Origin of the sequence: Rhizobium sp. TAL182 (assembly GCF_002117725.1) — a bacterium.
Classification (GTDB): Bacteria; Pseudomonadota; Alphaproteobacteria; order Rhizobiales; family Rhizobiaceae; genus Rhizobium; species Rhizobium esperanzae.
The window spans coordinates 1,731,134-1,751,335 of record NZ_CP021024.1 but is presented as its reverse complement, the minus strand read 5'-3'; the positions used below and the strand labels follow the sequence as shown (position 1 = coordinate 1,751,335).

Sequence of the window (20,202 nt, the reverse complement as noted above, 5' to 3'; positions counted from 1 at the left end):
TGCAATGAACACACCGACCGATCCGGTCGTCCGCTACGGGGATGGACCCGAAGCCGAGCGTCCGCTCGGGCGTTCCATCATGCGCGGGCTGTTGAACCGCTGCCCGGCCTGCGGCAACGGCAAGCTCTTCCGCGCCTTCCTGAAACCGGTCGATCATTGCGGCGCCTGCGGTGAGGCGATACATCACCATCGCTCCGACGACCTGCCGCCCTATATCGTCATCCTGGTCCTCGGCCACGTCCTCGTCGGCGGCTACATGCTGACCGATCTGACCTTCGTGTTGCCGGTATGGGTCCATCTTGCCATATGGGCGCCGATCACGGTCATCGCCGCGATCGCCTCGATCCAGCCGATCAAGGGCGGCGTCATCGGCCTGCAATGGGCGTTGCGCATGCATGGTTTCGGCGGCGAGAGCGACAGTCCCGATGATTACGAGCTTCCCCGCCGGCCGGATTGAGCGCCTTCACCTTCCAGACATATTTAGCGTGTAGTGCCAGCGCTCCACCGACCACCACCGACACGCGGGAGTCAACGATCTTCAACGACTTGACACGGTAAGCTTTTCTTGTCTGAACAGGCTTTACATTCCGCAGATCACATCGGAAATACTGCGAAACGCCGCCCGTCACCTGGATTTGGCACATCTGTGTCCCTTCTATGTGAGACGAGAGGTCGATTCGCTCGCGCAGCTTTCTAAGGATGGATAAATGTCTCAGCCGAGAACCGGCACACCGGGCGATGTCGAAGAAATCCATTGGCCTTCTCTGGTGGCAGCCATCTCGTCCATTTCAGCCGTCGGCATAGCAATCGGTCTCGGACTCCCGCTTCTCAGCATCATCCTCGAAAAACGCGGCATCTCATCCACGTTGATCGGGCTCAACACGGCGATGGCCGGGATCTCGGCGATGGCCGCGGCACCCGTTACCACCAAGCTCGCCCACAAATACGGCGTTGCGCCGACGATGCTCTGGGCGGTGCTGATTTCGGCGCTGAGTGCGCTCGGCTTCTATTATGCCGAGGATTTCTGGATGTGGTTTCCGCTACGTTTCGCCTTCCATGGCGCAACGACGACGCTGTTCATTCTCTCCGAATTCTGGATCAACGCCGCGTCGCCGCCATCCAAGCGCGGCTTTGTGCTCGGCATTTATGCGACCGTGCTCTCCATCGGGTTCGCTGCCGGGCCCCTGCTCTTTTCGATACTGGGCAGCGACGGCATCTTTCCCTTCCTGGTCGGCGCGGGCGCCATCCTGCTTGCCGCCATTCCGATTTTCATCGCCCGTGACGAAAGCCCGGTGCTCGAGGAAAAACCGGAATTGCATTTCATGCGCTACGTCCTGCTGGTGCCGACAGCGACGGCTGCCGTCTTCATCTTCGGCGCGGTCGAAGCTGGCGGGCTGTCACTTTTTCCGATTTTTGCCGTGCGCGCCCATTTCACCGAATCGCAGGCGGCGCTGCTGCTCACCATGATGGGCGTCGGCAACGTCATCTTCCAGATTCCCCTCGGGCTGCTCTCCGACCGCATCCGCGACAAGCGACCGCTTCTGGCAGGAATGGCGCTGATGGGCTTTATCGGCTCGATGACGCTGCCGATCCTCGTTAATAACTGGCTGCTGATGGCCGGGATCCTGCTCTTTTGGGGCGGCTGCGTCTCCGGCCTCTACACGGTCGGCCTCAGCCATCTCGGTTCGCGGCTGACGGGCTCCGATCTGGCTGCCGCCAATGCCGCCTTCGTCTTCTGTTATGCGATGGGAACCGTTGCTGGGCCACAGGTGATCGGCGCAGCAATCGACGTCGCCGGAAACAATGGTTTTGCCTGGGCGATTGCCGCTTTCTTCGGTCTTTATGCCCTACTTTCCGGCATCAGATTGATGTTCGTTCGAAAACGGACTTGACTTTTCGGGCGGGATTCGTAGTTTCGCGCCAGAATTTGCCGTGGAGCCCATCCGGCTTCCACGGCTTTCATTTCTTAAAGGCAGGACGACCATGGCCAAGGCTACAACAATCAAGATCAAGCTGCTGTCGACAGCCGACACCGGTTTCTTCTACGTCACGACGAAGAACAGCCGTACGATGACGGACAAGATGACGAAGACGAAGTATGACCCGATCGCTAAGAAGCATGTCGAGTTCAAGGAAACCAAGATCAAGTAATCACTTGGCCTGATGGATTTCAAAAAGCGCGCGCCTCCGGGTTGCGCGTTTTTTATTGTCCCGGAAGATGGCCTTGGAAATGATAGCGCAAACAGACAAACGCCGCCCTTCCATCTTCGGGAAGTGGCGGCGTTTTCTTGAAAGGGGGTCGGCCAGCATGCAAAACGGCACGAGGAACCGTTATGACTTGCCTACTAGCCGACCGACCCCACGACCCAGGAGATGCGGCGGACCTGAGCATCATGGGGTATCGACAGCTCCTCTGCGGGAGCGCTTCTTTTATGAGCCGATAATTTGCGCAGAAATGAAAGAAAATCAACAAATTCTTAATGATGAATTTTCCGAGCTTGATTCTATGGTTAAAAGTCCAGTTTTGGAACATACAAAGATTCGGCGGCTCTGCTTGACGGCTAAGCCTAATGACGACGGGCTGGAAGAAGTTCGACAATATAACTTACTAACTTAAGCAGCCCCTCCCCTTACGTGAGGTGATGCCACCACACTTTATTTGACCCTGTTGGCGGCGGGCGTTTTTTATAGTCTTCATTTCATTTTGGGCTGGGCTCCGGCATTCCGAAGACTGTCGCGCCGCACCATATCCACAGCAACGCCGGGAGTCCATTTTGGCCCACCGGGCTGGAAAAATCTGGGCCTGTGTCGCACAGGCGAAGGTTAAATATCGGTAATAAACCGCTTACCGCAGTGGAAAACCCGCAAATGGCCGATATGGCGCCCAAAGTGATTCGTCAGGCAGCCGCTGCGACCACGCGATTGCGGCCGGTATTCTTGGCCTCGTAAAGAGCAAGATCGGCCTGCTTCATCAGCTGGTCCGGGGTCAGCACAGCGCCAATGCGCGAGGCGATGCCGAAGGACGCGGTGACATTCAGGGCTTCACTTGAGCGCTTCAGCATGAAGGGAGCGCTTTCGACAGCCGCGCGCAGGCGCTCGGCGACAGCGGCGGCAACTTCCGGCGAGGTGTCCGGCATCACGACGACGAATTCCTCTCCGCCGTAACGGCAGGCGAGATCGGCGCCGCGGATGGTCGAACGGACGCGGTTTGCGAATTCGCGCAGCACTTCGTCGCCACCGTCATGGCCGTAGGTGTCGTTCACCTGCTTGAAACGGTCGATATCAGTGATCAGCACCGAAAGCGGCCGGCCCCGCGCCATCGACCGGTTGAAGAGCACGTTCAGGTGATTGTCGAGATAACGTCTGTTGTAAAGGCCGGTCAGTGGATCGGTCACGGCCAGCTCGATCGTCTGCTTGACGCTGGCGCGCAGACGGTCGTTGTAGCGCTTGCGACGGATCTGCGTCAGGCTGCGGGCGACGAGCTCGTTGGGATCGACGGGGCGGATGATGTAGTCGTTGACGCCGAGATCAAGGGCGCGGACGACCATGTCGTCGGCGCCCTGCTCGGTGATGATCAGGATCGGCAGGAAGCGTGTGCGCTCCAGCGAGCGCAGTTGCGAGCAGAGGCGAAGCGGATCGTAATCGTCGAAATTGGCATTGACGATGACGAGATCGAACATGTTCTCGGCCGCCTCGAAGAGGGCCGCCTGCGGATCGGAGAGGGCAAGCACATTGGCGACGGGCTTCAACGCCCTGACGATGCGCTCTTGCGAATTGGCGCGGCCATCGACCAACAACACCTGGCCGGCCTCGTCGCCACGGCCTTCGCCTGCCCGCATCAGATCGCCCATGCCCATCGTATGAGCGGTGTCGGCGCGGATGCGCAGTTCGTCGCTCAACGTCTTCAGCCGCAGCAGGCTCTTCACCCGCGAGATCAGTTGCAGATCGTTGACCGGCTTGGTGAGAAAATCGTCGGCGCCGGCCTTCAGACCGCGCACGCGATCGGCAGGCTGGTCGAGTGCGGTGACCATGACGACGGGAATATGGGCGGTCTTCTGACTGGCCTTCAGCCGCTCGCAGACCTCGAAACCATCGATACCGGGCATCATGATGTCGAGCAAGATCAGGTCGACCTGGTTGCGCTCGCAGATTGCCAGCGCTTCGTGACCGTCGGCAGCGGTCATCACGTCGAAATACTCCGCGAGCAGCCGCGCTTCAAGCAGCTTCACGTTGGCCGGAATATCGTCAACCACCAGTATTCGCGCGGTCATAAGCGTCTTTCCGATGCGTCAGGCATCGCCCAGATAGGTCTTGATCGTCTCGATGAATTTCGGAACCGAGATCGGCTTGGAAACATAGGCCTCGCAACCGCCCTGGCGGATCCGCTCCTCGTCGCCCTTCATCGCGAAAGCCGTGACGGCGATGACGGGAATCACGTGCAGCTCGTCGTCCTCCTTCAGCCATTTCGTGACTTCGAGGCCGGAGACTTCGGGAAGCTGGATATCCATGAGGATGAGGTCGGGGCGATGCTTGCGCGCCAGATCGAGCGCCTCCATGCCGTTTCTCGTCTGGATCGTGGTATAGCCGGACGCCTCGATGAGGTCGCGAAAGAGCTTCATGTTGAGCTCGTTATCTTCTACAATCATCACCTGTTTGGGCATGACAAGCTGTCCCTACGTCCGTTCGCGCAGCGGTTCGTCCCATGAGAAAGGCACATGCGGATGAAGAGCTCCGTGAAACCGATAGCGCACGCTAGCGGTATTTGGTTGAAGAAAAGGTAACTTACCCCTCGAAATGCAAAGCAACTTCAAGACTTCGAAACAACTGGCGGCCGACCCGCACGAGACGGCGATCGCCGTGCTCGGCTGGCTTGCCGCCGATCCCGACATGTTCGGTCGCTTCCTTGCACTCACCGGCGTGGCGCCCGAGCAGGTGCGCAACGCGGTCAACGATCCGGGGTTCCTCTCAGGCATGATGGACTTCCTGATGAACCACGAACCGACGGCGATGGCCTTCTGCACGGCGAGCGGCCTTAGCCCGGAGACGGTAACCGCCGCCTGGCGGCATTTCTCTTCGCCGGGGCTCGATTCGGGAGAATACTGAGGGTGACAGAGCTCGATATTTCGCACATCCGACTCGGCGAGCGGCCGCTGATTGTCTGTGACGTCGACGATGTCGTGCTGCAGTTCATCGACCCCTTCCAGCTTTTTCTCCAAAGCCTGGGTCACGAATTCCTGCCGCGATCGTTCCGGCTCCACGGCAACATTGTCTCGAAAGCGGACGGCACGGAGATCGAGGGCCGACAGGTCAGCCGGCTGATCGAAGATTTTTTCGAAGCGCAGGAATTGTGGCAGACGCCGGTCGACCGCGTCGTCGAAACGCTCGGCCGGCTTTCGCAGGTCGCCGATATCCTTTTCCTGACGGCGATGCCGCCACGGTTCCAGGATCAGCGCCGCCGCCTGCTGGACAGCGCCGGCCTGCTCTTTCCGCTGCTTGCCAGCGAGCAGCCCAAGGGGCCGATCGTCCATGCACTGCATGCCAGCCGCTCCTTTCCCGTCGCCTTCATAGACGATATGGCGCACAATCTGCATTCGGTCAGGGAATACATGGCCGATTGCCTGCTCATTCACCTGATGCCGGACTCGCCCGTCCATCGTTTCGCGCCGGCGGCAGCCGATGACATCACCCGCGCCACCGATTGGGCGCATGCGGCCGAGGTGATCGAGGCCCATTTCCTTTCCGGCACAGTCAACCGCACAGTTCCAGCCGCATGAGCGGACGACCGTCTTTGCGTCTGGCAATCGTCTCGAAACCAGCTGCCTCGAAGATTGCCGTCGAGCCGATGCAGAGCGTCACCGATTTCGACTGCTTCACATGATCGATCGGGCAGGCTTCGAGCAGCCGCGCGCCCTGGCGCCGGGCATGGTCGATCGCGCCGGCGAGCAGGCGATGACTTAATCCCCTGCCGCGCAGTTTCGGCAGCAGGAAGAAGCAGCTGACTGCCCAGATAGAGGGATCACGCGCATCCTCCTCCTCCAGCGGCCGCGAGGCGGTGCGCGGTGAATTGAACTGCGGTACGTCGTGGCGCGCCCCGACCTGCACCCAGGCGACCGGTCCGCCATCGGCATAACAGAGAATCCCCGGCGGCGGTCCCGCCCCGATCCGTTCGCGCATATGCGCCTTGCGCTCGTCGGCGGTCATCGTCGTCCTCACCGCATGCGGCAAGCGCAGCGCGACACACCAGCAATTATAAAAAGCCCCCTGCGGGCCGAACAGGGTCTCGAAGTCGCCCCACCGGTCTGCCGTCACCGGCTCGAAACGAAGATCTTTATCCAAAGGCAAAGCTCCCGTCCTCTCTTGTGACTCATAAGCTTAAGGCGTAGTGTCGCGCCGTTCAACCTTTGTTCTCACCATGACGCCCGCGCCTGACAAGACACCCGGCTTCTGTCGCGACTGCCTTGCCGAGCAGAAGGGCGAGGCGCGTCGTTGCCTATCCTGCGGCAGTCCGCGTCTGGTGCGCCATCGCGAACTCTATCGACTGACACTTGCGCATATCGATTGCGACGCCTTCTACGCGGCGGTCGAGAAGCGCGACAATCCCGAACTTGCCGACAAGCCGGTCATCATCGGCGGCGGCAAACGCGGTGTCGTCTCCACTGCCTGCTATATCGCCCGTATCCACGGCGTGCGTTCGGCAATGCCGATGTTCAAGGCGCTGGAGGCATGCCCTCAGGCCACCGTCATACGCCCGGACATGGAGAAATATGTCCGGGTTGGGCGCCAGGTGCGCGCGCTGATGCAGGATCTGACGCCGCTGGTGCAGCCGCTGTCTATCGACGAAGCCTTTCTGGAACTCGGCGGCACGGAGAGGCTGCATCACGATCCACCGGCGCGTACGCTCGCCAAATTCGCTCGCCGCATCGAAAAGGAGATCGGCATTACCGTTTCGGTCGGGCTTTCCTATTGCAAATTCCTCGCCAAGGTCGCTTCCGACCTGCAGAAGCCGCGGGGCTTTTCCGTCATCGGCCGTGAAGAAGCGGTGGAATTCCTGGCGCCGCGTCCCGTCACCACCATCTGGGGCGTCGGTAAGGCCTTTGCCGCGACGCTAGAAGCGGACGGCATCCGCACCATCAGCCAGTTGCAGCAGATGGAGGAGAACGACCTGATGCGCCGCTACGGCAGCATCGGCCAGCGGCTCGCCCGGCTGTCGCGCGGCATCGACGACCGCGAGGTGCATCTCAATGATGCCGCCAAGAGCGTTTCGGCCGAAACGACGTTCTTCGACGACATCTCCCGCTACGACGATCTGGTGCCGATCCTGCGCAACCTTTCCGAAAAGGTTTCCTGGCGGCTGAAGAAAAACGATATCGCCGGCCAGACAGTGGTGCTGAAGATGAAGAGCGCCGACTTCAAGACGCGCACCCGCAACCGCAAGCTCGAGGATCCGACCCAGCTTGCCGACAGGATCTTCCGCATCGGGCTCGAGCTTCTCGAAAAGGAAACGGACGGTACGAAATTTCGCCTGATCGGCATCGGCGTCACCGATCTCGGCGATGCCACTCGCGCCGATCCGCCCGACCTGATCGACCGGCAGTCAGGCCGGCGGGCGGCGGCCGAAGCGGCGATGGACAAGCTGCGCGACAAGTTCGGCAAGAACACGGTCGAGACCGGCTACACCTTCGGCAGCGGCAAGCGCGATCACTAGAACATCTCGCGCAAAAGTGCGCGCTGTTATCAGAAATACATACGAAAACAATGCTTTAAATAAGACAGCTCAAACTTTGATTCATGCGACATGCTTTGCCTTTATCTTATGCTTGTCGTTATTGCGGAAGCGCTGCACCGTTCCGGGCGAGCCGACGAGTCCGGGTTTTAAAATCTTCCTTAAACTTCATCCCGTAATGTGCCGAACCAGTATTGCGTATGGTTGGGTATCATGTTCTCGCGTCTCGTCTTCGGCCTCGGCTTGCTGTCGGCCACCGCACTCGTGCACCCTGCTCTTGCCGCGGATGCACGCACGCTGCAGATCTTCGTCTCGAAGAGCAAGCAGTCGCTTGTGGTTTATGACGGCACCGAGGTCGTCGCGACCTCGAAGGTCTCCACCGGCAAGGACGGCCATACGACTCCGAGCGGCATTTTCTCGGTGCTCGAAAAGCAGAAATACCACGAATCCAACCTCTATTCGGCCGCCCCGATGCCCTTCATGCAACGGCTGACATGGTCCGGCATCGCGTTGCACGAATCCAATTCCGTGCCGCGTTATCCGGCCTCGCACGGCTGCGTACGCATGCCCGGCGCCTTCGCAAAAATGCTCTACCGAATGACCGAGCCCGGCATTCCCGTCATCATCAGCGACGACGAATTGGTGCCGCAGCCGATCGACCATCCGAACCTTTTCCGCCCCGATGCGCCGGCAGCGATGCCGCTGCTTTCGGATGTCGAGCTGCGGCCCTCCATACCCGTCGGTCCCGGGACACCGGTGCAGGTGGCCATGAACGACACCGCCGCGATGCCGATGCCGGCGGTCTCGCCGGTTACCGCGCCGGAGATCCGGCCGCCGTCCGAACCGATCAGCATGCTCGTCACGCGGCGCGCTCTGCGCGAGACGGTGATCGACATCCAGACGCTACTCAATCAGCTCGGCTTTTCCGCCGGCGATCCGGACGGCCTGCTCGGTCCGTCGACCGTGCAGGCGATCAACGCCTTCAAGATGCTGCGGCCGACGGAATTTGCCGGCGACAGGAGCCTGGTCTCCGACGCGTTGCTCAAATCCGTCTATGCCGCAAGCGGCAAGGGCGAGCCGCCGAACGGCGTCATCATGGTGCGGCAGGCCTTCAAGCCGATCTTCGAGGCCCCCGTGACGATCGCCGATCCGGGCCTGGCACTCGGCACGCATTTCTTCACGCTGCATGCCGTCGATGAACAGGCCGGCACGGCGGATTGGCTGGGCATCACGCTCGAGAACAATCTCTCCCGCGAGACGATGAAACGACTCGGCATCACCAGCCAGGAAAGCTCGATTGTGATGGGCAAGCCGATTGCCCTTTCGCTGAGCCGCATCACGATCTCCGACGAGACCCGCCGCAGGATCGACGCGCTGATCTCGCCCGGCTCGACGTTGACGATCTCCGATACGGGCCTTGGCCGCGAAACCGGCGAAGGCACGGATTTCATCACAATCACCCGGAGGTGATGACTGTCACCCGGGGGTGATCACGATCAACTGGGTTGATCAGGATCAGCCGGGTTGATCAGGATCAACCGGGTTGTCAGACAAGCTCGACGTCGACGACGCCGGGGGCGGCGCGAAGGGCAGCGGCAATCTCCGGAGTGATGCGGTATTTCTCCGGCAGCGCCACTTCCACCTCGCGTTTGCCCTCTTCCTTGATAACAATGAAGGAAACCAGACCGTCGCCCTTGGTGTTCAGATGGCCGGCAACCATTTTCAGCGGTCCGGAATCTCTGATATAGACGCGCAGCGCCTTCTGCATCTGCAGCGACTTTTCCTCAAGCGACTGGATCGTCTGGATGCGAAGACCGATACCCTCCGGCCGCTCCTCACCGGTCGCGGTCAGCAGGAAGGATTTCCCGGACTCGAGCACGTCGCGATACTGGTTCAGCATCTCCGAAAACAGCACCGCCTCGAACTGGCCTGACGAATCGGAAAAGACAATGATGCCCATCTTGTTGCCGGTGCGGGTCTTGCGCTCCTGCTTTGAGATGACGGTTCCGGCAAGACGCGCATTGGCAGCCCCCTGCTTGATCGCCTGAGAAAACTCGGCAAAGGTCTGCACACGCATCTTCTGCAGGATGTTGCTGTAAGAATCGAGCGGGTGGGCCGTCAGATAGAAGCCCAGCACTTGAAATTCCTTGAGCAGCCGCTCCGATGCCAGCCAGGGTGAATAGGGCGGTAAGGAGATCTTCTCCGGGCTTGAGTTTAGTGCGCTGCCAAATATATCCGACTGGCCGCTCAGCTTGTTTTCCTGGGCGCGCTGGGCATAACCGAGAATGCGATCGAGGCCGGCGGCCAGATGGGCTCGGTCGGTGCCGAAACAATCGAAGGCGCCGGCATAGATCAGGCTTTCGAGCACGCGGCGGTTCACCTGGCGGGGATCGATGCGCAGGCAGAAATCCTCGATGCTGGCAAAAGGCTTGTCGCCACGCACCTCGACGATGTGGTCGACGGCGGATTCGCCGACGCCTTTGAGGGCGGCCAGCGCATAGTAGATACGATTGTCGCCGGTCTCGAAATGGCGGAAGGAGGTCTGCACCGAAGGCGCGATCACCTCGATGCCGAGCCGCTTGGCGTCCTGACGGAAATCATTGACCTTTTCCGTGTTGGACATGTCGAGCGTCATCGAGGCGGCGAGGAATTCGACCGGATAGTGCGCCTTCATGTAGGCCGTCTGGTAGGAGACGATCGCGTAGGCGGCGGCGTGCGACTTGTTGAAGCCGTAGTTTGCGAACTTCGCCAAGAGTTCGAAGATGTTGTCGGCTTGCGGCTTTGATACGCCGTTCTTGACGGCGCCGACGACGAAGCGTTCCCGCTGCTGGTCCATCTCCGCCTTGATCTTCTTACCCATGGCGCGGCGCAGAAGGTCGGCTTCGCCAAGCGAATAGCCCGACAGGACCTGGGCGATCTGCATCACCTGTTCCTGGTAGACGATGACGCCCTGCGTCTCCTTGAGCAGGTGGTCGATCATCGGATGGATCGATTCCAGCTCTTCATCGCCGTGCTTGCGGGCATTGTAAGTCGGGATGTTCTCCATCGGGCCGGGGCGGTAAAGCGCCACCAGCGCGATGATGTCCTCGATGCAGTCCGGCTTCATGCCGATCAGCGCCTTGCGCATGCCCGCACTTTCCACCTGGAACACGCCGACCGTCTCGCCGCGCGACAGCATCTCGTAGGTCGGCTTGTCGTCGAGAGGAATGGCCGCAAGATCGACATTGATGCCGCGCTTGGCGACGAAATCGACGGCGACCTTCAGCACCGTCAGCGTCTTCAGACCGAGGAAGTCGAATTTGACGAGGCCGGCCTGCTCCACCCACTTCATGTTGAACTGGGTGACAGGCATGTCGGAGCGCGGATCGCGATACATCGGCACCAGCTTGGAAAGCGGCCGGTCGCCGATGACAATGCCGGCGGCATGGGTCGAGGCGTGACGATAAAGCCCTTCGATCTTCTGGGCGATGTCGAGCAGCCGCGCCACCACCGGTTCTTTCGCCGCCTCCTCCTGCAGCTTCGGCTCCTCCTCGATCGCCTTGGAAAGCGGCGTCGGATTGGCGGGATTGTTCGGCACGAGTTTGCAAATCTTGTCGACCTGGCCGTAAGGCATTTCCAGCACGCGTCCGACGTCGCGAAGTGCGGCACGCGCCTGCAGCGAACCAAAGGTGATGATCTGCGCCACCTGCTCGCGGCCGTACTTGGCCTGGACGTAGCGGATCACCTCTTCGCGGCGGTCCTGGCAAAAGTCGATGTCGAAGTCAGGCATCGAGACGCGTTCTGGATTGAGGAAGCGCTCGAACAGTAGCGAGAAGCGCAGCGGGTCGACATCGGTGATCGTCAAGGCATAGGCGACCAGCGAACCTGCCCCCGAACCGCGGCCGGGACCGACCGGGATGTCGTGCTGCTTGGCCCATTTGATGAAGTCGGAAACGATCAGGAAGTAACCGGGGAAGCGCATGCGCTCGATGACGCCGAGCTCGAACTCCAGCCGCTCGCGATAATCCTTTTCCTCATAACCGGGCGACATGCCGAGGGTCGAAAGCCGCATGTCCAGCCCTTCCACCGCCTGACGGCGCAATTCGCCCGCCTCGGCGCGTTCCGCCTCCTCGGCATCGTCAGTGGCGCCCGTGAAACGCGGCAGAATCGGCTTTCGCGTTTTCAGCACGAAGGAGCAGCGCCTGGCGATCTCGATCGTGTTCTCAAGCGCTTCCGGCAGGTCGGCAAAGAGCTTGGCCATCTCAGCCCGGCTCTTCAGGTAGTGATCCGGAGTCAGGCGAAAACGGCTGTCGTCGGAGACGATGGCGTTATGCGCAACCGCCATCAGCGCATCATGGGCGTCGTAATCGTCGCGGGTCGGAAAGAACGCCTCGTTGGTGGCGACGAGCGGCAAGTCATGCGTGTAAGCAAGCCCGACGATCTTCTGCTCGTGCCGCTTGTCGTAGGTGCCGTGCCGCTGCAGCTCGACATAGAGTCTGTCGCCGAAGAGACGCTTCAGCGTGAGCAGCCGGGCTTCCGCCTGGGCGGAATGACCTTCCCTGACAGCTGCGTCGACCGGCCCGGTCAGGGCGCCGGTCAAGGCGATCAGCCCTTCCGTGCCTGCCTCTTCCAGCCAGGAGGTTCTGATATGAATGGCCTGGTTGCTATCACCGCCGAGATAGGCGCGGCTGACGAGATCGACCAGCCTTTCGTAACCAGCCTCCGTCGCGGCAAGAAGAACGATCGACGGCAGCTTGATCAGGGCCGGCTGACCGCCGCGCTTTTCGCTTTCCAATCCGTCTTCCATGTCGATTGAGACCTGGCAGCCGATGATCGGCTGCAGGCCCTCGTCCATTGCCTTCTGGGAGAATTCAAGGGCGACGAAGAGATTGTTGGTGTCGGTAATGGCGATCGCCGGCTGACTGTCGCCGGTCGCCTTATAAAGGATCTTCTTCAGAGGCAGCGCGCCCTCAAGAAGCGAATAGGCGGAATGGACCCTCAGGTGGATGAAGCCCGGCGTGCCGCCGGTCGCCTCACCCATTGAACCCTTTTCCGTCTCCGCCATGATATGCCTTCCCAATCAGCCGAAATGAATCGGACGCATTGTCGGCATTGAGGGCGATGATGTCCAGAAGAAGACCCGCGTGCGAACCGCATGACTGCCATGCGATCCCCGAAAACTTTAGATTGCGATGACAATAAGCGAGAAGCTGGCAACGAACATTGCGATGGAGGTGAATGCTGCGATATCACGGATCATGTCAGTCATCTGGCTCTCCTTTACTCGTTATGTTTTCAATTTGTTCCATCTATGTTCCGATGTCAACAGGAATCTTTTCCTTTGCGCTTGCGTTGAAGAATCTCGAAGCGCTTGGCGATTCGCATGGGCGCCTGCGCTCGGTTCGATTGGCGGCAGCCCGCCCCCTTTCCCAACCTTCGACAGATCCGCCATTCCGTTCAGATAGGCCACCGCCCAAGTCGATCTTCTGAATTCCGACGCACGTTCTCTTTATGTTCTTTACATGCCGCAGCATATTTGCCAGCATCCCGCTGAGAGGAGAATGACATGCTCGACATTGCGCAGTTGAACGAATTCATCGTGGAGGCGAAGGCTGCGACCTATGTCGGCGGCGGAGTGCCGCGCACGCCCTGCCGGCCGGGTTCCCATGATATCGGGTATGAGAGCGGCGACTGGCATTATCTCGACAGCTATTTCGGCGGCACCGACTTCGCCGGACAGGAAGTGGTTTGGTTTGCCCGCCAACCCGTCTGGGCGATGAATTATTTCGGCCGCGTCGTCGCGCCCGATCTCATCGACGGCAGTGCCGCCGGAACGGTGATCAAGGCAGCGCTGTCGGCAATGTATCGGGAGCGCCGCTTTCTTGGCGGAATGGAATTCGATCATCCGTTCGGCCGCTATGTCGACCGCAGCGAAGGCGGCTGCGAGCGTTTCAGCGGCCATGAATGCATCATGGTCGCCGGCAGGAAGGCCTATGTGCTCGATTACCGCGGCGGGCTTGTCACCCCGTGATCACCTTAGACTAAAACTCTATGACCTTGCCATCGGAGATCGTGACGCGCCGATCCATGCGGCCGGCGAGTTCGTGATTGTGGGTGGCGATGAGGGCCGCAAGACCGGATTGGCGCACCAGCGCCTCCAGCGCGTCGAAGACGTAGCTTGCCGTTTCCGGATCCAGATTGCCGGTCGGTTCGTCGGCAAGAAGCAGCGTCGGCGCATTGGCGACGGCGCGGGCGATCGCAACGCGCTGCTGTTCGCCCCCGGAAAGCTCGGCCGGGCGATGCGAACCGCGATGGCCGATGCGCATATAGTCGAGGAGCTGCCCGGCCCGCTCCTGGGCTTCCTTCCAGGACAGCCCGGCGATCAGCTGCGGCATCATGATGTTCTCAAGCGCCGAAAATTCCGGCAGGAGATGGTGGAATTGATAGACGAAGCCGATCTCGCGGCGGCGGATCGCCGTGCGCTTCTCATCGGAAAGGCCGTCGCAGGCATGGCCGTTGATGGTAACCTCGCCGCCGTCGGGATGCTCGAGCAGGCCGGCGACATGCAGCAGCGTCGACTTGCCGGTGCCGGAGGGGGCGACAAGGGCGACGATCTCGCCTTTCGCCAGCGAAAAATCCGCTCCCTTCAAGATCGTGAGCAGCGTATCACCCTGCCCGTAATGGCGCTCGACGCCGGTAAGCTTGAGGACGACGTTGCGATTCATGAATGCGGCATTCCTTATTCGTAGCGCAGGGCCTGCACCGGATCGAGCCTGGAGGCGCGCCATGCCGGGAAGATGGTGGCGATGAAGGAGAGGCTGAGCGCCATGACGACCACCGAGATCGTTTCGCTGATATCCATCTCGGCCGGCAGCTGACTGAGGAAATAGACCTGGGGATTGAAAATCACGGTGCCGGAGATCCAGGAGAAGAACTGGCGGATGGATTCGATGTTGACGCAGACGAGAACGCCGAGCAGCACACCGGCAAGCGTGCCGACGATGCCGATCGCCGCCCCGGTCATGAAGAAGATGCGCATGATCGCCCCGGCGCTGGCGCCCATGGTGCGCAGGATCGCGATATCGCTGCCCTTGTCCTTCACCAGCATGATGAGGCCGGAGATGATGTTGAGCGCCGCCACCAGCACAATCAGCGTCAGGATCATGAACATGACGTTGCGCTCTACCTGGAGCGCGGAGAAGAAGGTCTGGTTGCGCTGACGCCAGTCGGTGAGATTGATCTGGCGGCCGGCCGCCTCTTCCACCTTCGGCCTCAGCGCGTCGATATCATCGGGATGATCGACGAAGAGCTCGATCGACTGCACCAGCCCGGCCGCATTGAAGTAGAGCTGCGCTTCCTCGAGCGGCATGAAGATGATCGACGAGTCATATTCCGACATGCCGATCTCGAACAGACCGGAGATCTTGTAGGATTTGACGCGCGGATTGACGCCCATCGGTGTGATGTCGCCTTCCGGCGAGGTCAGGGTGATGGCGTCGCCGACGCGCAGACCCAGCTGGTCGGCCATGCGGGTGCCGATCAGCACGCCTTCACCGGAGGCAAAGCCCACCATGTCGCCGGACTTGATGTTATTAGAGATCGTTTTGAGCTTGGTGAGGTCTTCAGCGCGGACGCCGCGCACCAAAGCACCGGTGCTACCCCCAGCCTGGGCCGAAGCGAGCACCTGGCCTTCGACCAAGGGCAGCGCCATCTTGACGCCCGGCACCGCGGCGAGTTTGGCGGTCAGGTCGGGATAATCGGTAAAGGGGCCGTCGACCGGCTGCACGATCATATGACCGTTGATGCCGAGGATGCGCGAGACGAGTTCGGTGCGAAAGCCGTTCATGACGGCCATGACGATGATCAGCGTCGCAACGCCGAGCATGATGCCGACGAAGGAGAAGCCGGCGATCACCGAGATGAAAGCCTCCTTGCGGCGGGCGCGCAGATAACGCCACGCCACGAGACGCTCAAAGGTGGAAAATGGCTTGCCAGCCGGACCCAAGCCGGATTTTGAACTCCGGTCCACTGCTGCCTCCGCCATTTCGCCTCCGTTTCCTTAAGCCACGAACCTGTTGATCGCCGCTTCGATGGTCATCGTTTCGCGGGCGCCGGTCTTGCGGTCCTTCACTTCGACCTCGCCGTTCGCGACCGCACGCGGGCCGGCGATGATCTGGACAGGTACGCCGATCAGGTCGGCCGTCGCGAATTTCGTGCCGGCCCGGTCGTCGGTATCGTCATAGAGCACATCCTTGCCGGCCTTTTTCAGAGCGGCGTAGATCAGCTCACACGTATCGTCGCAGGCCTCATCGCCCACCTTCATGTTGATGACGACGACATCGAAGGGTGCGACCGATGTCGGCCAGATGATTCCGTTGTCGTCATGCGAGGCTTCGATGATGGCGGGAACAAGGCGTGTCGGGCCGATACCGTAGGAACCCATGTGAACGAAGTGTTCCTTGCCGTCAGGTCCCTGCACCTTCGCGCCCATCGGCTCGGAATATTTCGTGCCGAAATAGAAGATGTGGCCGACCTCGATGCCGCGGGCCGAAAGGCGGTCGCCCTCGGGCACGGCATTGAAGGCCGCCTCGTCGTGCATTTCCGAGGTCGCCGCATAGAGCGAGGTCCATTTGTCGAAGATCGCCTTCAGGCCCTCGACGCTGTCGAAATCGGTGTTCTCGCCGGGAATATCGAAACCGACGAAATCCTTATGGCAGAAGACCTCGGATTCACCGGTATCGGCGAGGATGATGAATTCATGGCTGAGATTGCCGCCGATCGGGCCGGTATCGGCGCGCATCGGGATGGCCCGGAGACCGAGCCGGTCGAACGTTCTGAGATAGGCGGCGAACATCTTATTATAGGAATGCTCCGCCCCTTCGCGCGTCAGATCGAAGGAGTAAGCGTCCTTCATCATGAATTCGCGCGAGCGCATGGTGCCGAAGCGCGGCCGGATCTCGTCGCGGAACTTCAGCTGGATATGATAGAGATTGAGCGGCAGGTCCTTATAGGACTTGACCGCAGAACGGAAAATATCCGTCACCATCTCCTCGTTGGTGGGACCATACAGCATCGGCCGGTCCTGGCGGTCCTTGATGCGCAGCATCTCCTTGCCGTAAGCATCATAACGGCCGCTTTCCTGCCAGAGCTCGGCCGACTGCAGGGTCGGCATCGAAAGCTCGATGGCACCGGCGCGGTTCTGCTCCTCGCGGATAATGGCGTTGACCTTGTCGAGCACACGCTTGCCGAGCGGCAACCAGGAATAGATGCCCTGAGACTGCTGGCGGATCATGCCGGCGCGCAGCATCAACCGGTGGGAGACGATTTCCGCCTCCTTGGGGTTTTCCTTAAGAATGGGCAAGAAGTAGCGAGACAGACGCATGGCGATTCCGGAGCAGTTGAGATCCCGCCGGCAAGCGGAATCGAAGATACATGGTGAATGTGGGAGCGTTCATAGCCGCTTCGCGGCGGGAAGGAAACCCGCAACTGCCGTCGGCCGCCTCCCGGACACGCATGTTCGCCCCCGCAAAATGAAAGGGCGTAAAAAAGCGCGTGTTTATAAGGACTTGAACGAAAATCTTGTCAACAGAAAAATTTTGCTGGTGTGTAGCAAAAATGCAAAAAAAGCTGATGACAAAGCCCAATGTTTGAGCTAGTTTTAGCTCACAAAACAGGCAGGAAGCTAAATTCTTGTCGAATTCGCGGTCAAGTCTTGGGAGGATCAGATCTTAGGCGCGCTCGTCGCAGCCCCGGCAACGGTTACAGATCACGCGATACTTAAAACAAGGCTTCCGGCCTTGTTTTTTTTTGGCTTTTCGCCCTCTCCTCCCATTCAAGCTCCAGACGGCTTCCGTAAGGGAACCCTCTCATTCCGTTAGGCGAGTTCCTTGCCGCAACAGCATGACACCAATATGACGAAACGAATTTTCCCTGAATTTTACATCTGCTCAAAGTTTGAGCAAAAGCTATCTCAATAGAAGCTAGGCCCGAGTTGTGGAAGGGCGTCAAAGCCCCAGCCGAAATAGGTGTCGCAGACATACCAGATGCCATAGATGAGCGCCGAGATCAGCGTCGTCAGCGAAAAGACGAAGGCGGCGCGAAAGCGGGTGGGCGCGCTTGGCACGGTGCCGAGCACGATATTGTCGTCTTCCGCCTGGGTGCGCAGGCCGATCGGCAGAACGGCGAACAGCGTCATCCACCATATGATGAAGTAGACGGCGAATCCCTGAAGGAAGGTCTGGAGCATTATCTTTCCCGGCCGTGTCTTGCCGACAGAACGCGCGAAGCGCTGTGTCGCATGGAACTGGCGTACTTATACGGCGGAATAGCGTCCAACTCAAAGCGAAGGAAACATTTCGCCGTCTTCGGGTCACTCTGCCGCAGCGAAAAACGCGTCCGATTATATTTGATTTAGGCCTGTTCGAGTTCGATCAGCGTACCGAAGAAATCCTTGGGGTGCAGAAAGAGCACCGGCTTGCCATGCGCGCCGGTCTTCGGCTGGCCGTCACCCAGCACCCGCGCGCCGGCGACGATCAGTCGGTCACGGGCGAGGATGATATCCTCCACCTCGTAACAGATATGATGCATGCCGCCGGACGGGTTCTTTTCGAGGAAGATCGCGATCGGCGAGTCCTGCCCGAGCGGCTGCAGCAATTCGACCTTGGTGTTCGGCAATTCGACGAAGACGACGGTGACCCCGTGTTCCGGCAGAGACTGCGGCTGCGATACGGCGGCCCCCAGCGTGTCGCGGTAGGCGGCCGTCGCCGCTGCGAGATCAGGGACGGCGATGGCGATATGGTTTACCCGGCCGAGCATGGTCAGACCTTGGTGACGAAGGCGGTGACAACGGGTTTTTTGCCCCAGGCGTGATTTGCGGCTGCGCGGATGGCACGGCGCACGGCCTCCTGTAGCATGTCGATATCCTTGCGGCGGGCGCGCGGAATGCTTTCGATGGCGCTGATCGCCGCATCGTAGAGCGTATCCTCCATCTCCTCGCCTTCGTCATCATAAACCGGTAGGCCGATTGAGACGAGATCGGGATCGCCGAGAATGTCATAACGCGCGTCGAGCACGACGTTGACCGCAACATGGCCGACATAGGAGAGCTTCTTGCGCTCGCCGATACCCATTTCGTCGAAATCGCCGATCAGCAGGCCGTCCTTGTAGATACGGCCATGCGGCGCTTCGCCGATCACCTCGACCGGACCTGGCGCCAGCCGCAGGATATCGCCGTTGCGCACCCGCGGGACGATCGCGATGCCGGATTGCTCTGCCAGCTCTTTATGCGCCGTCAGATGCGTCGCCTCGCCATGCACGGGCACGACGATTTTCGGCCGGGTCCACTCATACATCCTCTGCAACTCGTTGCGGCGCGGATGGCCGGAGACGTGGACGAGCGCCTCGGTATCGGTGATGATATGCACGCCCTGCTCGACGAGGCCGTTCTTGATATCCTGAATCGCCTTTTCGTTGCCGGGAATGGCACGCGAGGAAAAGACCACGATATCGCCTGCCGCAAAGGCCACGTTGCGCATCTCGTCACGGGAGAGCTTGGCAAGGGCGGCCCGCGCCTCACCCTGGCTGCCGGTCAGGATGACGACGACCTTGTCGCGCGGGATATAGCCGTATTCCTCCTCGGAAATGAAAGGTTTGACCCCTTCCATCAGGCCGATATCGCTAGCGACATCGACGACACGCTTCAGCGAACTGCCGAGCAGCAGCACTTCGCGGCCGGCCGCCTCGGCAGCCTCGGCGACGGTTCGAATACGCCCGACATTCGACGAGAAGGTGGTGATCGCTACCCGGCCCTCGGCATCCTCGATAATCTTGCGCAGGCTTTCCGACACATCCTTTTCGGAGGGCGAAACACCGTCGCGCAGGGCGTTGGTGGAATCGCACATCAGCGCCAGCACGCCCTCGTCGCCAAGCTGGCGGAATCGAGTCTCATCGGTCAGAGGCCCGAGCGAAGGCTCGTGATCGATTTTCCAGTCACCGGTATGGATGACGTTGCCAGCCGGCGTGCGGATCATCAGCGACATCGGCTCGGGGATCGAATGGTTGACGGCCACACCTTCGATGCTGAAGGAGCCGACATTGATAGTATCGCCTGCCTTGAACGGCGTCACCGGCACTTCGCCGATCGTTGCCTTCTCGAAATTGCGTTTGGCTTCAAGCAAGCCCGATGTAAAGGCCGAGGCGAAAACCGGAACGTTGAGGCCCGGCCAGAGGTCGGCGAGTGCGCCGTAATGGTCTTCATGGGCATGGGTGATGATGATCGCCTTGAGGTTCTTGCGCTCATTGGCGAGGAAGCGGATATCGGGCAGCACGAGGTCGACGCCCGGCAGGTCGGGACCGGGAAAGGTGACGCCGCAATCGACCATGATCCACTGGCGATGCTCGGGCGGGCCGTAGCCATAGAGAGCGAGATTCATCCCGATCTCGCCAACGCCGCCCAGAGGCAGGAATACCAACTCGTCCTGTTTCGCCATGATTTTCGTTTT

At 60.3% G+C, this 20,202-nt stretch carries 18 protein-coding genes; 8 read left to right on the top strand and 10 right to left on the bottom strand.

Going from position 1 to position 20,202, the window contains the following annotated elements; genetic code table 11:
• Positions 1 to 4 precede the first annotated feature (4 nt).
• The 3 genes from Tal182_RS08795 (at position 5) to rpmG (ending at position 2,151) form a co-directional block, all read left to right on the top strand.
• The gene (locus tag Tal182_RS08795; RefSeq protein WP_064801865.1) at positions 5 to 457 is read left to right on the top strand and encodes a DUF983 domain-containing protein; all 453 of its coding nucleotides are present in this window, start codon (positions 5 to 7) and stop codon (positions 455 to 457) included.
• Between the two features lie 250 nt (positions 458 to 707).
• Positions 708 to 1,892, top strand: coding sequence for an MFS transporter (locus tag Tal182_RS08790; RefSeq protein WP_011424950.1), 1,185 nt, complete (start codon positions 708 to 710; stop codon positions 1,890 to 1,892).
• Positions 1,893 to 1,983: 91 nt separating this feature from the next.
• Positions 1,984 to 2,151 carry a 50S ribosomal protein L33 gene (gene rpmG, locus Tal182_RS08785; RefSeq protein ID WP_003587245.1) on the top strand — a complete coding sequence of 56 codons (168 nt, stop codon included), beginning with the start codon at positions 1,984 to 1,986 and terminating at the stop codon, positions 2,149 to 2,151.
• A 746-nt stretch (positions 2,152 to 2,897) separates the two neighbouring features.
• Here the strand turns inward: rpmG and Tal182_RS08780 are convergent.
• Together Tal182_RS08780 and Tal182_RS08775 are read right to left on the bottom strand one after the other, a co-directional pair.
• Complete coding sequence (locus Tal182_RS08780; protein WP_064801862.1) at positions 2,898 to 4,271, bottom strand: PleD family two-component system response regulator; 1,374 nt, start codon at positions 4,269 to 4,271, stop codon at positions 2,898 to 2,900.
• 18 nt (positions 4,272 to 4,289) lie between these two features.
• Entirely contained in the window at positions 4,290 to 4,661 is a 372-nt protein-coding gene (locus tag Tal182_RS08775) for a response regulator (protein ID WP_003547430.1), read from the bottom strand.
• Between the two features lie 133 nt (positions 4,662 to 4,794).
• Here Tal182_RS08775 and Tal182_RS08770 point away from each other — a divergent pair, with 133 nt between their 5' ends.
• Together Tal182_RS08770 and Tal182_RS08765 are read left to right on the top strand one after the other, a co-directional pair.
• Entirely contained in the window at positions 4,795 to 5,103 is a 309-nt protein-coding gene (locus Tal182_RS08770; protein WP_064801861.1) for a DUF3572 domain-containing protein, read from the top strand.
• Complete coding sequence (locus tag Tal182_RS08765) at positions 5,100 to 5,774, top strand: hypothetical protein (protein WP_170965869.1); 675 nt, start codon at positions 5,100 to 5,102, stop codon at positions 5,772 to 5,774. The genes Tal182_RS08770 and Tal182_RS08765 overlap by 4 nt, the downstream gene beginning before the upstream one ends.
• Here the strand turns inward: Tal182_RS08765 and Tal182_RS08760 are convergent.
• Entirely contained in the window at positions 5,749 to 6,336 is a 588-nt protein-coding gene (locus tag Tal182_RS08760) for a GNAT family N-acetyltransferase (protein ID WP_085859177.1), read from the bottom strand. The two genes, Tal182_RS08765 and Tal182_RS08760, sit on opposite strands and share 26 nt — an antisense overlap.
• Before the next feature lie 76 nt (positions 6,337 to 6,412).
• On the opposite strand from Tal182_RS08760, the gene Tal182_RS08755 reads away from it, so the two are divergent.
• Together Tal182_RS08755 and Tal182_RS08750 are read left to right on the top strand one after the other, a co-directional pair.
• Positions 6,413 to 7,705, top strand: coding sequence for a DNA polymerase IV (locus Tal182_RS08755; RefSeq protein ID WP_085859176.1), 1,293 nt, complete (start codon positions 6,413 to 6,415; stop codon positions 7,703 to 7,705).
• A 231-nt stretch (positions 7,706 to 7,936) separates the two neighbouring features.
• On the top strand, positions 7,937 to 9,193 hold the full coding sequence (locus tag Tal182_RS08750; RefSeq protein WP_085859175.1) for a L,D-transpeptidase family protein: 1,257 nt from the start codon (positions 7,937 to 7,939) through the stop codon (positions 9,191 to 9,193).
• A gap of 76 nt (positions 9,194 to 9,269) precedes the next feature.
• Here the strand turns inward: Tal182_RS08750 and dnaE are convergent, their stop codons facing one another.
• Entirely contained in the window at positions 9,270 to 12,767 is a 3,498-nt protein-coding gene (gene dnaE / locus Tal182_RS08745) for a DNA polymerase III subunit alpha (protein ID WP_085859174.1), read from the bottom strand.
• A gap of 501 nt (positions 12,768 to 13,268) precedes the next feature.
• Here dnaE and Tal182_RS08740 point away from each other — a divergent pair.
• Positions 13,269 to 13,733, top strand: coding sequence for a DUF5680 domain-containing protein (locus Tal182_RS08740; RefSeq protein WP_085859173.1), 465 nt, complete (start codon positions 13,269 to 13,271; stop codon positions 13,731 to 13,733).
• 10 nt (positions 13,734 to 13,743) lie between these two features.
• Here the strand turns inward: Tal182_RS08740 and Tal182_RS08735 are convergent, their stop codons facing one another.
• The 6 genes from Tal182_RS08735 to Tal182_RS08710 all read right to left on the bottom strand — a co-directional run bounded on the left by Tal182_RS08735 (position 13,744) and on the right by Tal182_RS08710 (position 20,190).
• The gene (locus Tal182_RS08735) at positions 13,744 to 14,427 is read right to left on the bottom strand and encodes an ABC transporter ATP-binding protein (RefSeq protein WP_085859172.1); all 684 of its coding nucleotides are present in this window, start codon (positions 14,425 to 14,427) and stop codon (positions 13,744 to 13,746) included.
• Between the two features lie 14 nt (positions 14,428 to 14,441).
• Positions 14,442 to 15,746: a lipoprotein-releasing ABC transporter permease subunit gene (locus Tal182_RS08730; RefSeq protein WP_085859171.1), complete on the bottom strand. Its 1,305-nt coding sequence runs from the start codon at positions 15,744 to 15,746 to the stop codon at positions 14,442 to 14,444.
• A gap of 15 nt (positions 15,747 to 15,761) precedes the next feature.
• The gene (proS, locus tag Tal182_RS08725) at positions 15,762 to 17,084 is read right to left on the bottom strand and encodes a proline--tRNA ligase (RefSeq protein ID WP_085859170.1); all 1,323 of its coding nucleotides are present in this window, start codon (positions 17,082 to 17,084) and stop codon (positions 15,762 to 15,764) included.
• 588 nt (positions 17,085 to 17,672) lie between these two features.
• Positions 17,673 to 17,948: a DUF1467 family protein gene (locus Tal182_RS08720; protein WP_064801844.1), complete on the bottom strand. Its 276-nt coding sequence runs from the start codon at positions 17,946 to 17,948 to the stop codon at positions 17,673 to 17,675.
• Positions 17,949 to 18,112: 164 nt separating this feature from the next.
• A complete protein-coding gene (mce, locus tag Tal182_RS08715; RefSeq protein ID WP_064810118.1) occupies positions 18,113 to 18,517 on the bottom strand; it encodes a methylmalonyl-CoA epimerase in 405 nt (134 codons plus the stop codon).
• A 2-nt stretch (positions 18,518 to 18,519) separates the two neighbouring features.
• Positions 18,520 to 20,190, bottom strand: a complete 1,671-nt coding sequence (locus tag Tal182_RS08710; protein WP_085859169.1) for a ribonuclease J — start codon at positions 20,188 to 20,190, stop codon at positions 18,520 to 18,522.
• Positions 20,191 to 20,202 lie beyond the last annotated feature (12 nt).

Bases quoted from the DNA above. Each gene is read 5' to 3' on its own strand.
- Tal182_RS08795 (WP_064801865.1), top strand. From the start codon at position 5: ATGAACACACCGACCGATCCGGTCGTCCGCTACGGGGATGGACCCGAA.
- Tal182_RS08790 (WP_011424950.1), top strand. From the start codon at position 708: ATGTCTCAGCCGAGAACCGGCACACCGGGCGATGTCGAAGAAATCCAT.
- rpmG (WP_003587245.1), top strand. From the start codon at position 1,984: ATGGCCAAGGCTACAACAATCAAGATCAAGCTGCTGTCGACAGCCGAC.
- Tal182_RS08780 (WP_064801862.1), bottom strand. From the start codon at position 4,271: ATGACCGCGCGAATACTGGTGGTTGACGATATTCCGGCCAACGTGAAG.
- Tal182_RS08775 (WP_003547430.1), bottom strand. From the start codon at position 4,661: ATGCCCAAACAGGTGATGATTGTAGAAGATAACGAGCTCAACATGAAG.
- Tal182_RS08770 (WP_064801861.1), top strand. From the start codon at position 4,795: ATGCAAAGCAACTTCAAGACTTCGAAACAACTGGCGGCCGACCCGCAC.
- Tal182_RS08755 (WP_085859176.1), top strand. From the start codon at position 6,413: ATGACGCCCGCGCCTGACAAGACACCCGGCTTCTGTCGCGACTGCCTT.
- Tal182_RS08750 (WP_085859175.1), top strand. From the start codon at position 7,937: ATGTTCTCGCGTCTCGTCTTCGGCCTCGGCTTGCTGTCGGCCACCGCA.
- dnaE (WP_085859174.1), bottom strand. From the start codon at position 12,767: ATGGCGGAGACGGAAAAGGGTTCAATGGGTGAGGCGACCGGCGGCACG.
- Tal182_RS08740 (WP_085859173.1), top strand. From the start codon at position 13,269: ATGCTCGACATTGCGCAGTTGAACGAATTCATCGTGGAGGCGAAGGCT.
- Tal182_RS08735 (WP_085859172.1), bottom strand. From the start codon at position 14,427: ATGAATCGCAACGTCGTCCTCAAGCTTACCGGCGTCGAGCGCCATTAC.
- Tal182_RS08730 (WP_085859171.1), bottom strand. From the start codon at position 15,746: ATGGCGGAGGCAGCAGTGGACCGGAGTTCAAAATCCGGCTTGGGTCCG.
- proS (WP_085859170.1), bottom strand. From the start codon at position 17,084: ATGCGTCTGTCTCGCTACTTCTTGCCCATTCTTAAGGAAAACCCCAAG.
- Tal182_RS08720 (WP_064801844.1), bottom strand. From the start codon at position 17,948: ATGCTCCAGACCTTCCTTCAGGGATTCGCCGTCTACTTCATCATATGG.
- mce (WP_064810118.1), bottom strand. From the start codon at position 18,517: ATGCTCGGCCGGGTAAACCATATCGCCATCGCCGTCCCTGATCTCGCA.
- Tal182_RS08710 (WP_085859169.1), bottom strand. From the start codon at position 20,190: ATGGCGAAACAGGACGAGTTGGTATTCCTGCCTCTGGGCGGCGTTGGC.